The organism is Actinocorallia populi (genome assembly GCF_002995495.1).
GTDB lineage: Bacteria > Actinomycetota > Actinomycetes > Streptosporangiales > Streptosporangiaceae > Actinocorallia > Actinocorallia populi.
In genome coordinates, this window is sequence record NZ_PVZV01000002.1 from 659,801 (window position 1) to 673,740 (window position 13,940).

General features: G+C 71.2%; 17 protein-coding genes. 6 read left to right on the forward strand and 11 right to left on the reverse strand.

What is annotated here, in order from left to right:
• Nucleotides 1-103 precede the first annotated feature (103 nt).
• The 3 genes from C2865_RS10035 to C2865_RS10045 all read left to right on the forward strand — a co-directional run bounded on the left by C2865_RS10035 (nt 104) and on the right by C2865_RS10045 (nt 2,103).
• Nucleotides 104-643 carry an ATP-binding protein gene (locus C2865_RS10035; RefSeq protein ID WP_198653131.1) on the forward strand — a complete coding sequence of 180 codons (540 nt, stop codon included), beginning with the start codon at nt 104-106 and terminating at the stop codon, nt 641-643.
• Between the two features lie 276 nt (nt 644-919).
• The gene (locus C2865_RS10040) at nt 920-1,210 is read left to right on the forward strand and encodes a hypothetical protein (protein ID WP_198653133.1); all 291 of its coding nucleotides are present in this window, start codon (nt 920-922) and stop codon (nt 1,208-1,210) included.
• A gap of 122 nt (nt 1,211-1,332) precedes the next feature.
• Nucleotides 1,333-2,103, forward strand: a complete 771-nt coding sequence (locus C2865_RS10045; protein WP_106398078.1) for an MBL fold metallo-hydrolase — start codon at nt 1,333-1,335, stop codon at nt 2,101-2,103.
• Between the two features lie 181 nt (nt 2,104-2,284).
• On the opposite strand, the gene C2865_RS10050 is transcribed toward C2865_RS10045, so the two are convergent.
• Nucleotides 2,285-2,728, reverse strand: coding sequence for a nuclear transport factor 2 family protein (locus tag C2865_RS10050; RefSeq protein ID WP_106398079.1), 444 nt, complete (start codon nt 2,726-2,728; stop codon nt 2,285-2,287).
• Between the two features lie 31 nt (nt 2,729-2,759).
• Entirely contained in the window at nt 2,760-3,644 is an 885-nt protein-coding gene (locus C2865_RS10055; RefSeq protein WP_106398080.1) for an alpha/beta hydrolase, read from the reverse strand.
• 114 nt (nt 3,645-3,758) lie between these two features.
• On the opposite strand from C2865_RS10055, the gene C2865_RS10060 reads away from it, so the two are divergent.
• Nucleotides 3,759-4,385 carry a TetR/AcrR family transcriptional regulator gene (locus C2865_RS10060; protein ID WP_198653134.1) on the forward strand — a complete coding sequence of 209 codons (627 nt, stop codon included), beginning with the start codon at nt 3,759-3,761 and terminating at the stop codon, nt 4,383-4,385.
• Here the strand turns inward: C2865_RS10060 and C2865_RS10065 are convergent.
• The 5 genes from C2865_RS10065 to C2865_RS41810 form a co-directional block, all read right to left on the reverse strand.
• A complete protein-coding gene (locus C2865_RS10065) occupies nt 4,342-5,283 on the reverse strand; it encodes a DUF6924 domain-containing protein (protein ID WP_106398082.1) in 942 nt (313 codons plus the stop codon). The two genes, C2865_RS10060 and C2865_RS10065, sit on opposite strands and share 44 nt — an antisense overlap.
• A 107-nt stretch (nt 5,284-5,390) precedes the next feature.
• Entirely contained in the window at nt 5,391-5,792 is a 402-nt protein-coding gene (locus tag C2865_RS10070; RefSeq protein WP_106398083.1) for an NUDIX hydrolase, read from the reverse strand.
• A 35-nt stretch (nt 5,793-5,827) separates the two neighbouring features.
• Nucleotides 5,828-6,025: a DUF397 domain-containing protein gene (locus C2865_RS10075; protein ID WP_106398084.1), complete on the reverse strand. Its 198-nt coding sequence runs from the start codon at nt 6,023-6,025 to the stop codon at nt 5,828-5,830.
• A gap of 16 nt (nt 6,026-6,041) precedes the next feature.
• Nucleotides 6,042-6,587 carry a DUF5753 domain-containing protein gene (locus C2865_RS41805; RefSeq protein WP_408608313.1) on the reverse strand — a complete coding sequence of 182 codons (546 nt, stop codon included), beginning with the start codon at nt 6,585-6,587 and terminating at the stop codon, nt 6,042-6,044.
• Entirely contained in the window at nt 6,482-6,913 is a 432-nt protein-coding gene (locus tag C2865_RS41810) for a helix-turn-helix domain-containing protein (RefSeq protein WP_106398086.1), read from the reverse strand. The genes C2865_RS41805 and C2865_RS41810 overlap by 106 nt, the downstream gene beginning before the upstream one ends.
• 164 nt (nt 6,914-7,077) lie before the next feature.
• Here C2865_RS41810 and C2865_RS10090 point away from each other — a divergent pair, with 164 nt between their 5' ends.
• Nucleotides 7,078-7,497, forward strand: coding sequence for an ATP-binding protein (locus C2865_RS10090; RefSeq protein WP_106398087.1), 420 nt, complete (start codon nt 7,078-7,080; stop codon nt 7,495-7,497).
• 3 nt (nt 7,498-7,500) lie between these two features.
• Here C2865_RS10090 and C2865_RS10095 read toward each other — a convergent pair whose 3' ends face one another.
• The 3 genes from C2865_RS10095 to C2865_RS10105 form a co-directional block, all read right to left on the reverse strand.
• Nucleotides 7,501-8,991: a CoA-acylating methylmalonate-semialdehyde dehydrogenase gene (locus C2865_RS10095; RefSeq protein ID WP_106398088.1), complete on the reverse strand. Its 1,491-nt coding sequence runs from the start codon at nt 8,989-8,991 to the stop codon at nt 7,501-7,503.
• The gene (locus tag C2865_RS10100) at nt 8,988-10,274 is read right to left on the reverse strand and encodes an aspartate aminotransferase family protein (RefSeq protein WP_106398089.1); all 1,287 of its coding nucleotides are present in this window, start codon (nt 10,272-10,274) and stop codon (nt 8,988-8,990) included. The genes C2865_RS10095 and C2865_RS10100 overlap by 4 nt, the downstream gene beginning before the upstream one ends.
• A 68-nt stretch (nt 10,275-10,342) precedes the next feature.
• Nucleotides 10,343-10,576, reverse strand: a complete 234-nt coding sequence (locus tag C2865_RS10105) for a 4a-hydroxytetrahydrobiopterin dehydratase (protein ID WP_106398090.1) — start codon at nt 10,574-10,576, stop codon at nt 10,343-10,345.
• Nucleotides 10,577-10,663: 87 nt separating this feature from the next.
• Between C2865_RS10105 and C2865_RS10110 the strand changes: the two genes are divergently transcribed.
• Nucleotides 10,664-12,268, forward strand: coding sequence for a PucR family transcriptional regulator (locus tag C2865_RS10110; protein ID WP_106398091.1), 1,605 nt, complete (start codon nt 10,664-10,666; stop codon nt 12,266-12,268).
• Between the two features lie 91 nt (nt 12,269-12,359).
• Here C2865_RS10110 and C2865_RS10115 read toward each other — a convergent pair whose 3' ends face one another.
• Nucleotides 12,360-13,679 (reverse strand): CoA transferase, encoded by a 1,320-nt coding sequence (locus tag C2865_RS10115; RefSeq protein WP_106398092.1) that lies wholly within the window; start codon nt 13,677-13,679, stop codon nt 12,360-12,362.
• Nucleotides 13,680-13,940: the final 261 nt, after the last annotated feature.

Consider the following 13,940-nt stretch of genomic DNA (forward strand, 5'->3'; position numbering starts at 1 on the left):
GCGACCCGGCGAAGCCCGCCGACATCGCCGATGGCGGCCACGGCCGGACACGCCGACCGTGGCCGCCACATGTTCACGAGAGCCGTCTGCCAGGATCTCCAGTGTGGTGAATGTGACGGTCGTCCTGATCTGCGGTCCCGCGGGAGTGGGAAAGTCCTCGACCGCCTACGAGGTGTCGCGGCGGCTCGCACAGGCCGACATCGCACACGCCCTGATCGACACCGACGAACTGGACCGCGTACACCCCTGGCCGCCGCCGGGACTGGGCACCGCCGAGCTCTCCCGGCGCAACCTCCAGGCGTTGTGGACCAATTACGAGGCCCTCGGACACACCCGGCTGATCCTCACCGGAGTCTTCGTCGACCTCTCCGGTCCGCTCGACTGGATCCGCCAGGCCATTCCCAGGGCGAGAATCGTCTTCGTCCGGCTCATGGCCGACGCCTCCACCCTCCAGGCCCGCGTCCACAGACGCGAGATCGGAACGGGAGCGCAGGAACAGTGGCAGCGGACGCTGGCGCAGCTCGACGAGATCGCCGGCAGGACATCCGAGCTCGAAACACTGAGAATCGACACGAGCGGCAGGACCGTCGGCGACATCGCCGCCGAGATCGTCGAACACTGGCACACATACTGGGCTCTTTGAGCGCGCCTGTCACGGATCCGGCTCCAGACCCGTGCCACGAGTGCTGTGTTCGCCTCGGATGTCCTCGCCCGGTGGAGAGCAAGTCTCGGGTAGCTGGGGATGAAGTCTTTCCAGGCCGGGTGTAGGCGGGGTCTATCTGGGCAGATGGCTAGATCATGGACCAGAACACCACAAACGGCATACTGCCCGTTCGCACCGATCTCCCGCCACCACGCCATGGCGGCCCGTACCGCAGGAACCGGCCCGGGGCCGGGGGACGACGAGGGAGGAGAGGCCATGACCGACACGGGACGTGAAGGGCAGGAGCAGGGCAGGCACGAAGAGGGCAGGGGAGCCCAGGGGGAGGAGCGCCAGGGCAAGAGCCGGATCGTCCCGGAGGGCGACCCGGCCGACCGCGGGCCCGGCGCGCACTCGGGCCTGGAGGAGCGGCCCCGCCCCCGCGTGATCCCCGGTACCGGGAGCGCCGCCGAGGGGTACGCCGCCGAGGCTCCCGGCCCGGAGGGCGGCACCCGTCAGGGAGATCCCCTGAAGGGCAGGGAGACGGACGAGGAGGATCCGCCCCGCTAGGGGGAGTCCTCCGCCCCTGTGCCCGCGGCCCGGACCCCGAGGTCCGGGCCTTCCCGTGCCCGGCCCTTCCCCAAGGCGGGCCTTCGGGAGGAGACGCGGACCACGTCTCCTAAGGTTTCCGGATGACCAGTGACCTTCTCCGTCTCACCGTCCTGGGCAGCGCGACCCCCTACGCGAGCGTGGACAACCCCTGTTCCGGCTACCTGGTGTCCGGCGGGGACACCCGCGTGTGGGTGGACGCGGGCAGCGGGACGCTGGCCCGACTGCAACGGCATGTCCGGTTGGACGAGCTGGACGCGATCTGGATCTCGCACCTGCACGCCGATCACAGTGCGGACCTGCTCACCGCCTACTACGCCGCGCTCTACGCCGACATCCGGCTCACCGCGCCGATCCCCCTGTACGGTCCGCCGGGCATCGCCGACCGCCTCGCCCACTTCCTCACCAACACCGCCACCCGCAGCCCGATCGAATCGGCCTTCGCCGTCGGGGAACTCCACGACGGGCACCGGGCGCGGGCGGGCGCGCTCACGCTGACCAGCCGGTCGGTGCGGCACGGCATGCCCGCCTTCGCCCTGCGCGTCGAGACCGAGGACCGGTCGCTGGTGTACTCCGGGGACACGGCTCCCTGCCCCGCGCTGACGGACCTGGCCGACGGATGCGACGTGCTGCTGTGCGAGGCCGAGAGCGACCGGGCCCCGGCCGCGGAGGAGCAGGTCCACCACACTCCGGAGGACGCCGGCGACACCGCCCGCTCAGCCGGGGCGAAACGGCTGATCGTCACCCACGTCGGACCTTTCCTCACCCCCCGGCAGGCGGTGTCCCGTGCCTCGACCCGTTTCGACGGCCCCATCGACTACGCCGCCCCCGGCACCACCTTCCCGGTGGAGTGACGCCCTGCGTCTTCGGAGCCCACGAGGAGGCGTCCCCACGCGGAACGCTCCCGGGCCGTCCGGGCGAGCGGCGTCACCGGAGACGGGACCGGCTCGGCGCGGGGCATGGACGCCGCGGCCGGGGACGGCTCGAACGCGGAGCCGGGAGCGTCCGCGATCGAGCCGGCCGCGTGGAACGGCGTCAGGCGCGGGCGGCGGCGAGGGCGGGGAGGTTCTGGTTGCCGTCGGCCCAGGTGGCGGTCATGACGACGCCGGTGATCCGCCATCCGGCGGCGGTGCGGACGAGGTCGAAGCGGTAGTCGCCGCCGAGCGTCCACAGCGGGGAGCCGTGCGGATCGGCCAGGCGGTGGGTCGCCTGGAAGGCGGCGGTGCAGACGGCGCGGTCGCCGTCGACGTCGACGAGATGGTTGGTGATCAGGTGCTGGGTGGCGTCGAATCCGCCGAGCGCGCCCGACCAGGCGTCGGCGATCTGGCGCGGGGTCAGCACGGCGGGCTCACCGCCGTGGAGGCTGGTGTAGTCGAGGGTGACCTTGTCGGCGAACACGGCCTCGAGGCGGTCCCACTCGCGGTGGTCGGCGTGCCACGCCATGCGCGTGCAGGTCTCGATGATCTCCAGGGCGGACATGGAAGCCCCTTTCGTCGGTGGGAACGGGCGGTCAGAAGGCGGCGGCGAAGTGGGCCGCCACGGTGTCGGCGGCGAAGGTGACCTGGGGCTCCTGGTCGTAGAAGTCGAACTGGTCGCCGTCCGTCCAGACGAAGTCCCGGGGCCCGGCCAGCGCGTCGTGGAAACGGCGGGCTCCGTCGGGGATGGCGGCGTCCTCGCTGTGCACGAGCACGGTCGGGACGGTGATCCGGGGCGCCAGGGCGATGGAGTCGAAGGTCAGCCACTCCTGCCAGGCCATGACGGCGAACCGGTTGGGCCACGCGGGGATGCCGCCGCGGGCGGGATTGAGGTAGAAGTCGACGTCCATGGGCAGGGCGGCGCGCGGGTCGCTGCCGCTGACCATCGGCACGTACTCGACCTCTCCCGTCTCGCGGTACCTGGCGTGTGCCTTCTCCGCGTCGGCGATCTTGGCGGCGACGCCCTCGTCTCCGCCGTAGTTCTCCGCGCAGAGTCTCGCGTCGTGCAGCCAGGGCGCCACCAGCGCCAGGGCGCGGACGCGGGGGTCGTCGGCGGCGTTGGCGCTCATGTACATCGCGGCCGCGCACACCCCCAGCGCTCCGAGCCGAGCACCGTCCACGGACGGGTGCTCCGCCAGGAACGTCACGGCGTCGCGGATGTCGCGGATCTTCAGCTCCGGCGACTCGACGTCCCGGGGCTCGCCGCCGGACTCGCCGAAACCGGTGAAGTCGAACGACAGCGCGGCGTATCCGCGGTCGGCGAGGCGTTCGGCGTACCGGTCGGCCATCAGCTCCTTGACGCTGGTCCAGGTCCCGGCGACCACGATGCCGGGCGCCGGCGCGTCACCGTCGGGCAGGAAGAGATTGCCGGTCAGGGCCGCGTCCGCGCCGGGGAAGGAGACCTTATGCAGAGATGTCACTGTCCATTTCCTCACAACGGGCCGGCCGCGAGGAGGGCGGCCAGAGCAACTGAAATATACAGTTCAGTACATATGTACGCAACGGTACAGTTCATTTCGCCGTATGCTGAAGGCGTGAGTGCGGGACGGGTGCCCACGGGCGAGCGGGCGGAGCGGAAGCGCGCCGCCATCATCGCGGCCGCCCGGCAGGCGTTCCTGCGGGACGGGTTCGAGGCGGGTATGGACGCCATCGCCGCCGAGGCGGGCGTCTCGAAGGTGACCGTCTATAACCACTTCGCACGCAAGGAGGACCTCTTCACGGCCGTGATCGGGGACGCCCTCAGGAGCGCCCTGGGCGAGTCGCTGGCCTACGCCGAGGAGTGCCTGCGGCGCGACGACGACATCCGCGACGTCTTCATCGCGACCGCCCGTGCCTGGGTGCAGGGCATGACCAGGCCGGAGGTCCTCAGGCTGCGCGCGCTCGTCACCTACGAACGGCGCCGCTTCCCCGACCTCGGCCGCGCCTGGCAGGAGAACGGCCCCGGCCACTTCACCCCGATCTTCGCGGAGGCCCTGCAGCGCCGGATCGATCTGGGCGTCCTGAACATCCCGGACATCGACCTGGCGATCATCCAGTTCTACTCGCTGGTCCTCTACCCCCACCTCGTCCACTCCACCTACGGCACCCCCATCGACGAGCAGACCACCGACCGCCTCATCACCGGCGGCGTGGCGATGTTCCTCGACCACTACCGAGCCTGAGGTCCGACGCCTCGGGCGCGCCGCCGGACTCCGCCTCACGGTTCCGGCCCCCGTGGCGCCCTACGCGAGTGCGGACGCCCCGCGTTCCGACCCCCTGGTGCCCGGCGGGAGAACCCGGTTGCGGGCAATGGAACACCGGCCCGGTTGCAGCGGTCCGCCCGTCTTCGCCCGGCCGGTCGAGTCCGCGGGCGGGTCGCCGGTGTACTCCGACGACACGGTGCCCCGACCCGGCTTGGTGCGGGGCATGGACGACCTGGATCTCGACGAGGACGCCGGCCGTGAAGCGCATCGGGCGGCCCGGCTCGTCGCGCAGGTCGAGGCCGAGGAGTTCGTGGCCCCTGGTGGTCAGGGCGCGGGTGTCCGCGATGACCAGCATCTCCGGCGGGAAGCCGCCGGGCAGGCGGCCCATCGGTTCTCGGGAGGTCAGTCCGGAGAACTCCGGATCGTCGATGATCTCGACGTTGGCACTTGATCCGTACCATTCGCGCTGGATGGCCGTCATGAGCGATGCCCAGCCGTCGGGGGCGGTGAAATCGGTGCGGACCAGTTTGATCGATGTGCCGCCGGGGAGCGGTTCGCCCTGGGCCCGTACCTCGACTCGCACGGCTTCCGACCGGCACGCGGCGTATCGCTGCTCGTCCCTCTGCTCGTAGCGGGCGCTCCACTCGCCTGTTTCGAGGGCGAGGGCGCCGACGCTGAACCGCCCGTCGGCGTCGATCGTGCCAGCGGTCCGGTATCCGGGGCCTTCGCCGGCGTCGAACTCGACCCGCACCATCCCGGGCCCGGCCGCGGAGCCTTCGGCCACCACCCGTCCGCTGATCGTCAGGACGTCGCCGCGCCGCGCCGCGCCCGGCGCCGCCGCGAACTCATCGAAACCCGTGGGGACTGCTTCGGCCATGGCGGCACGCTATTCCCCGGGTCCGACAGGACCGCGTCCACCGACCGGCTTCCAGAGGAGTCCGGCGATGAGGCCGCCTCGATGCCGTCGGGATCCGGCGGTACCGGTCAGTGGAGCAGGCCGGCTCGGTGGAGGTGGTCGAAGATGACCTGGTTGACGGGGGAGACGCGGGAGCGGTCGGCGTGGGTGAGCCAGACGACCTCGGCGATCTCGTTGCAGGGTGTGGGGGTTCCGCGGTGGTCTGCGGTGTAGCAGGTCATCCGGACGGTGACGCCGTCGGGGCGGCCGTGGGCCTGGGCCTGGAAGGTGCCCAGGAGGGCGGCGGTGGCGGGGTCGATCGTGACGGCGAGCTCCTCGTCGATCTCCCGGACGAGGGTGTCGAGGTCGCTCTCGCCGGGTTCGCGTTTGCCGCCCGGGAGGTAGTAGGCGTCCTTGCCGTGTGAGCGGGCGCCGAGGACTTTGCCCTGCTCCAGGTGGATCCAAGCGATCTTGTCGACGACGTTGTGCATGCTCGCACTCTATGAGCCGCCCGGGACCGCCGTGCTCAGGGGCCCTGGAGGGCCTGGAGCAGGGAGCGGAAAGCCGTGGGGGACAGGCGGAGCGCGGGACCGTCGGGGTGCTTGGAGTCGCGGACGGCGATGGCGGGCTGGATGGCGGCCAGCTCGACGCAGTTGCTGGTGGGGTCCGAGCCGGAGCGGGAGCTCTTGCGCCAAAGGAGGGCCGGTGGGGCGGGAGAGGGCATGGTCGGTCTCCTCGGCTCAGTAGCTGGATGCCGTCGTCTGGATGAGGTCTCGTGAATCGGCTTCCGGAAGCGCTGCCGAAGCCAGGTGCGTGAATGCCAGGTTATATGCGTTGACGTCGGTTTCATCGTGGATGCAATGGGCTCGGATGAGGTCCACATAGACGAGGCGGACGTCGCCCATCTGAGGGAGGTCGAACATGAGAAAGGAGCTGGCGGTCGCCGCGTGAGCGCCTCTGCTGAAGGGGAGCACCTGAAGCTTGACGTGCTCCAAATCGCAGATGGCGAGCAGCCGGGTGAGCTGAGCGCGCATGGTCTCGTCGTTCCCCACTCTGTTGTGGAGGGCGGCTTCGGACATGAGGGCGTGGACCGGGGTGGGGGCCGGAGGGCAGAGCACCAGTTGCCGGTTCAGCCGGACCTGCACGGCTCTGCGAAAGGCCGCTGTGCCGAGCGGGGGCGTCAACGTCCGGAACAGGGCTTCGATGTAACCACGGGTCTGGAACAGGCCGGGGACGACCATCTGCTCGTAGGTGTAGATCTTTCCGGCGCTGGCTTCGAAGCTGATGGTCTCGAAAGAACTCTGTCCGTCTTTGTATTTCTCCCACCAGCCTGACTCGGCTTCACGGCAGAGCTGAAGAGGCGGGACCGGTGGAGGGGGTCGTCGATGCCGTAGAGCGTCAGAAGGGCCATCAGGTCGCGTTCGGGAAGGTGGACCTGGCCGTTCTCGATGCGGCTCAGGGAGGCGAGGGAGCGTTTCACCTTCCGCGCGGCGGTGGCGATCGTGAGGTTCTGCTCCCTGCGGATGGCGCGGAGCTCCACGCCCAGCCGCCGGGCACGTTCGTTCTGCGGGGTTTCTGCCATCGAGCGCTCCCTGTGATCGCGTGGCTCCATTGTGCTGCCGCCCGTCCAGGGCGGCGGCGGAAATCAGCGGGAGCGGAAATTTCCAGAAGGGATATCCGGCGACGGGTCCGCAGGTGAGGACGGCGGCGCCGTCCCGTCGCCATTCTGGCGGGAGCCGCTCGGGGGGAGCCGAAGCGGGGAAGCCGGGAGGCGTGATGGGGGCGTTGGCCGTGCTGGGGATCGTGGAGTTCGAGGGTGGGGAATGGGCGGTGACGGCGGCTCGGCGGTATGCGCGAGGGCTGCTCGAACAGGAGGGCATCGAGGACTGGGAGGCGTCGCTCGTCGTCACCGAGCTGGCGGCCAATGCCGTCGCGCATGGCGGCGAGGGCGGTTTCGGCCTGGCGGTCTCGGTGGGCGAGGACGTCGTGCGGATCGAGGTGGGCGACTCGGGGCCGGGGCGGGGGCTGCGGGTCAGGGAAGCGGGAGAGGACGACGAGGAGGGGAGAGGCCTGCTGCTCGTCGACGGCCTCTCGCGAAGGTGGGGAGCGGTGTGCCGGGAGACGGGCACGACGGTGTGGGTGGAGCTGGAAAGGAGACCGGCCTCCCCCGCGGCGGCGGAGGAGGCCGGACGGTGACGGTCAGCCGTTGGTCGGGAAGCCCAGGTTCACGCCGCCGTGGGACGGGTCGAGCCAGCGCGAGGTGACCGCCTTGGTGCGGGTGTAGAAGTGCACGCCCTCGATGCCGTGGGCGTGGCTGTCGCCGAAGAGGCTGGCCTTCCAGCCGCCGAAGCTGTAGTACGCCATCGGCACGGGGATCGGCACGTTGATGCCGACCATCCCCACCTCCACCTCGTTCTGGAAGCGGCGGGCGGCGCCGCCGTCGTTGGTGAAGACGGCGGTGCCGTTCCCGTACGGGTTGGCGTCGAGCAGGGCCATGGCCTCGTCGAACGTCCCCACCCGGACGACCGACAGGACGGGGCCGAAGATCTCGTCCCGGTAGCAGTCCATGTCGGGCGTGACATCGTCGATGATCGTGGGGCGCAGCCAGAAGCCGCCACCCGACGGCAGCCCTTCGCGGCCGTCCACGATCAGGGTCGCGCCCTGCTCCACCGACGACGTCAGGTACGAGGCGACCTTGTCGCGGTGCTCGCGGGTCACCAGCGGCCCCATCTCCGAGGCGGGGTCGTCGCCGGGACCCGTCACGAGCCGCGACACCCGCTCCTTGATCTTCTCCAGGAGGGCGTCCGCGACGGGCTCGACGGCGACCAGCACCGAGATGGCCATGCACCGCTCGCCCGCCGAGCCGAACCCGGCGTTGACGGCGGCGTCCGCGGCCAGGTCCAGATCGGCGTCCGGCAGCACCACCATGTGGTTCTTCGCCCCGCCGAGCGCCTGCACGCGCTTCCCGTTGCGCGCGGCCGTCTCGTAGATGTACCGCGCGATCGGAGTGGACCCGACGAACGACACCGCCTTGACGTCCCGGTGCTCCAGCAGCGCGTCCACCGCGACCTTGTCGCCGTGCACGACGTTGAACACCCCGTCCGGCAGCCCCGCCTCGGCCCACAGCTCGGCGATCTTCAGGGAGGCGGACGGGTCCTTCTCCGACGGCTTGAGCACGAACGTGTTCCCGCAGGCGATCGCGACGGGGAACATCCACATCGGCACCATCGCCGGGAAGTTGAACGGCGTGATGCCCGCGACCACGCCCAGCGGCTGGAGGATCGAATACGCGTCCACCTTCGTGGAGACGTTCTCCGAGAAGCCGCCCTTGAGCAGGTGCGGGATGCCGCAGGCGAACTCCACGACCTCCAGCCCCCGCGCCACCTCGCCGGCCGCGTCGGAGACGACCTTCCCGTGCTCGGCCGAGATCAGCCGCGCGATCTCCTGCGCGTCCCGGACGAGCAGCTCCCGGAACCTGAAGAGCACCTGCGCCCGCTTCGACAACGAGGCGTCCCGCCACGCGGGGAACGCCGCCTTCGCTGCCGCGACCGCCTCGTCGACGTCCGCGGTGGAGGCGAAGTCCACCGTCCCCGAGACGGCGCCCGTCGCGGGGTTGTAGATGTCGCCCTGACGCGAAGCCGCGCCCGTCCAGGGCTTGCCGTTGATCCAGTGCGTCACGTGCTCGGTCATGATGCGATCGCTTCCAGGGAGTCGACGAGGATCTGCAGGCCTTCGGCGGCCTCTTCCGAAGTGAGGGTCAGCGGCGGGGCCATGCGCACGACGTTGCCATAGAGCCCGCCCTTGCCGGCCAGGAGCCCCCGACGCCTGGTCTCCTCCATCATGCGGGCGGCCAGCGAAGGAGACGGAGCCCCCGTCTCGGGGTCCACCAGTTCGAGCGCGAACATCAGCCCCTTGCCGCGCACGTCCCCGACGAACGGGAAGCGGGACGCGGCCTCGCGCAGCCCGGAAATGAGGAACGAGCCCTGCGCCGCGGCGTTGGCCTGCAGATCATGCGAGAGCACGTAGTCCAGCGTGGCGTTGGCGGCGGCCATGGAGACCGGGTTGCCGCCGAAGGTCGACAGGCCGACGGCGTGGGGGGCGTCCATGAGGTCGCCGCGCGCGACGACGCCGCCGACGGCGAACCCGTTGCCGAGGCCCTTGGCGAACGTCATCGCGTCGGGTGTCACACCGTGGTTCCGGATGCCGAAGAAGCTCTGCCCGGTGCGTCCCCAACCCGTCTGGACCTCGTCGGAGATGAACAGGATGCCGTGCTCGTCCAGGACCTCCTTGTACGCGGCGAACAGGCCGTCGGGAGCCATGGTGAAGCCGCCGACGCCCTGGATCGGCTCGGCGATCAGGGCGGCGACGTCGCCGCCGGTGGCGGTGGCGAGCGTGTGGCGCAGGTCCTCGACGCAGACCCTGATGTAGTCGGCGTCCGACAGGCCCGCGAACTGCGGGAGGTGCTTGTCGGCGCCGTGCAGGAACACCGTGTTGAACGGGGTCAGCCCGTTGTTCTTCCAGGCGCGGTTGGACGTGACCGCCGTCGCGCCGAACGACTTGCCGTGGTAGCTCTGCCGCATCGCCAGGACCTGGTTGCTGCGCCGCTCGTACGTCGCCAGCAGCAGCGCCGCCTCGTTGGCCTCGGTGCCGGAGTTGGTGAAGAACACCTTGGCGTCCGGGATGCCCGACAGCCGGGCTATCTTCTCCGCCAGTTCGACCTGCCCGCGCAGCAGGTAGACCGTCGAGGTGTGCACGACGCCGGTGGCGAGCTGCCGTTCGACGGCCTCGCGCACCTCGGCCACGTCGTAGCCGATCATGTTGGTGAGGATGCCGGCGAAGAAGTCGAGGTAGGAGTCGCCCGCGCCGTCGAAGACCCGGTTGCCCTTGCCCCCGGTGATCTCGACGGGCTGTTCGTAGTAGAGCGCCATCCACCGCGGCATGACGGCCCGGTGACGGGTGAGAAGTTCCGACATGTACTCACACTTTCCGGGTCGGCGGACGGCGGGACAGGGGCAGAGTGTCGGGGAAGGGCGGCGTCTTCTTACAGACCGTCCACGGCCTCGGCCAGCCGGAAGTCCTTGTCGGTGAGCCCGCCGGAGGTGTGCGTGGACAGGGTCAGGGTGACCTTGTTCCAGCGGATCGCGATGTCCGGGTGGTGGCCCTGCTCCTCGGCGATCTGCGCGACGCGGTTGACGAAGGCCATGGCCCCGGCGAAGTCCGAGAAGACGAACTCCCGGACGAGGGCGTGACCGGTGTTCTCCCATTCCTGTCCCATGCCGGACTGCCTACCCACGGGGACGGGTTTGACAACCTGTTAACATCACTCGCCCAGTCTTTAACACAGTGTCATAGAATGTCGTAGGTGCTGCCTACCTTGGCCGAAGTGCTGGAGCTGGAACCGGTGCGCCGCGGACTGCCCCGCGTGGTGGCCGGCGCCGACCGCCTGGACTCCCCGGTCCGCTGGGTGCACGTCGCGGAGATCTCCGACATCGCCCCGCTGCTGCGCGGCGGGGAGCTGGTGCTGACCACCGGGATCGCCTTCCCCGAGGAGGCGTCCCGGCTGCGCGGGTACGCCGCCGCCCTCGCGGGGGTGGGCGTCAGCGGCCTCATGGTCGAGCTGGGCCGCCGCTACACCGGCGAACTCCCCGGCTCCCTGGTCCGGGCCGCGGAGGGGCTGGGCCTGCCGCTGGTCGTGCTGCGCCGCGAGATCCCCTTCGTGGACGTGACCGAGGCCGTGCACGCCCGCATCCTGGACGCCCAGCTCGCCGAGCTGCGCGCGTCCGAACGGCTGCACGAGATCTTCACCCAGCTCAGCGTGGAGGGCGCCGCCCCCGCCGAGGTGGTGCGCCAGGTCGCCCGGCTCGCCGGGCGTCCCGCCGTCCTGGAGAACCTCGCCCACCAGGTGCTGGCCGCGGACCCGGCGGACGACGAGCCGGCGCGCCTGCTCGGCTCCTGGGAGAGCCGTTCGCGCGCGGTGCGCCCGGACGGGCGGACCGGCTACGACGGGACGTCCGGCTGGCTGGTGACGACGGTCGGCGCCCGGGGCGAGGACTGGGGCCGCCTGATCATCCCGCTGGACGTCCCGCCGACCCCGCGCGAGACCGTCCTGATCGAACGGGCCGCCACGACGCTGGCGCTGGGCCGCCTGCTGGACCGGCACGAGGCCTCGCTGGAGCGCCAGGCCCACGGGACGCTGATCAGCGGCATCCTCGCCGGCGCCCACTCCGACCCGCAGGAGGCCGCGGCGCGCGCCCGCGCCCTGGGCGTGCGACTGTCCGGGCGCAGGCTGCTCGGCGTGGTGGTGCGCGCGTCCGGCGCGCAGGAGCCGTCCGCGGAGCTGGCCGAGGCCGTCGCCGCCGCGGCCCGCGAAGCCGGCCTGTCCGCACTGGTCGGCCTGCTGGACGAGGGCTCCCCGCAGGCGCGGGTGGGGGTGCTGGCCTCGCTGCCGCACCGCGCGGACGTCGAGCGCGCGCTCACCGACATGGCCCGGCGCCTGCGCGCCTCGGCCGGCTCACCCGCCCCCGTGATGGCGGCGGGCTCCGTCGTGGACTCGCTGCGGGACGTGCGCCGCTCCTTCCTGGAGGCCGAGCAGGTCGCCGACGTGGCAGCCCACGGCCGGGACGACCGGCTCTTCCACCGCCTGCCCGACCTGCGGCTGCACGGTCTGCTGCACCTGCTGCGCGACGACGCCCGCCTCCAGACGTTCGTGGAGCGCGAGCTCGGCCCGCTCCTGGAGCACGACGCCCGCAGCGGAGGCGACCTCGTCCGCGTGCTGACGGTCTACCTGGACCGCGGCCGCAACAAGGCGGCGGCCGCCCAGCACGCCCACCTCTCCCGTCCCGCCCTGTACGAGCGGCTGCACCGGATCGAGCGCGTCCTGGGCGTGGACCTGGACGACGCCGAAATGTGCACCTCGCTGCACGTCGCCCTGATGGCCCTGCGTTCGGTACGCCGCGAACACCGCTGAAAACGTGTTTTGAATGGTTTCATTTACCGGGAATGTCAAATTGCAGAGCCCCGGTCTGCCTTTGACGTCAGGTTTTCTCACCGTGAAAACGTCATAGCCAGACAGGCGGGGAAGAACCGTCCAGCGGCGGAGGCGAATCCCACCGGGGGGCCTGCCCGGAGACCCGCCCCGGCGGCAGGACGAAGGTGAGCACCCCGTGCGGGGTGTCGACGGCGGCGATCCTGTCGTCGGGAGGCGGGGTGGCGGCGGCGGGCTCCCGCCGCCCCAGGGAGTCCAGCCAGCGTGCCGTGCCCGCCAGGGACGACCGGGCGTGCCAGGAGCCGCCGGTCGTGGCGCGGTGGACGAGCCCCGCGATCGCGGCGAACGCCGCGAGGTAGCCGGTGGCGTGGTCGAGCGCCTGCGCGGGCAGCGGGACCGGGCGGTCCTCGCCCGCGTACGCCAGGCCCGTGGCCAGCTGCACCAGGCTGTCGAAGCCGCGCCGCTCGTACCAGGGGCTGCCCGGCTCGTACGCCGAGACGTCCACGCTCACCAGCGACGGGTTCAGCTCGCGCAGCCGCTCGGGCCCGAACCCGAGGGCGGCCAGCGCCCCCGGCCGGTAGCCCTGCACCAGGACGTCGGCGGTGGCGACGAGTTCGCGCAGGCAGGCGCGGCCGTGCTCGGTGCGCAGGTCCAGATGGCAGGAACGTTTCCCGAAGCCCATGTCCAGGACCAGGCCGGGCACCTCCGGCACGTGCGCGGCGCCGATCCGCAGCACGTCGGCGCCGTAAGCGGCCAGCATGCGGGTGGCGACGGGGCCGGCGATGACGCGCGTGAGGTCGAGGACCCGCACGCCTTCCAGCGGCCGGGCGGCGGCACCACTCCGCACGACGGGCCCGTCGGAGAGGCGTTCCAGCCCGACCAGCGGCCCGTGCGGGAAGGCGGCCCACTCGTCCCGGGGCCGCAGCGCCGCGGCCGCGCCGCCTTCGGCGAGCACCGACTCCTCGACCTCCAGGGAGGTGCGCTCCAGGCAGGCCGCCGTCACCGCGTCGCGGTCGGGCGCCCCGCCGAGCGCGCGGACCGCCGCGGCGCGGTGGGCGGGGAAGTTGCAGTGCAGCCGCACCCAGCCGTCGCGGGTGCGGTAGTCGCCGGAGAGGTCGGCCCACAACTCCAGCTCGTTGCCGGCGATCTTGAACAGGCGCTCGGAGAGAAAGGCCAGCTCGGCGTGGCCGAGGTCGAGTTCGACGCGGGCGCGCGGCCCGCCCCGCAGCTCCCAGTAGACCGCCGCGGCCCCGCTCGCCGCGCCGATGCTCGCGGCGGCCAGGGTGTCCACCCGGAAGGCGGAGGAAAGAAGACCGGACTTGCCGCGAATCTCCAACGGGACCGGAGGAATTCCCGCCGCCTCGTGCAGCGACAGGACACTCTGCTTCACCACGGTTTCACTCAACATCAACCGCGGCGTCCCGTCGATATGACGTGCGCCACGGCGGGAGGCCCTGCGGGACCGCCGGGGCGGCGGGGGCGCGACAAGAAGATCGCATGGGCGGCGGGCGCGCGGCGCCGCTGACGAATCCCGGTGGAGAACGGTCCCAGGGGAAGGGTTTTGTATCCGTTATTTTCCTGTTACCGGTTTTCGTCGGCATACAAGGAATTGGGAATATTTCTACATGACTTGACCCGAATTGTTTCACTGGAC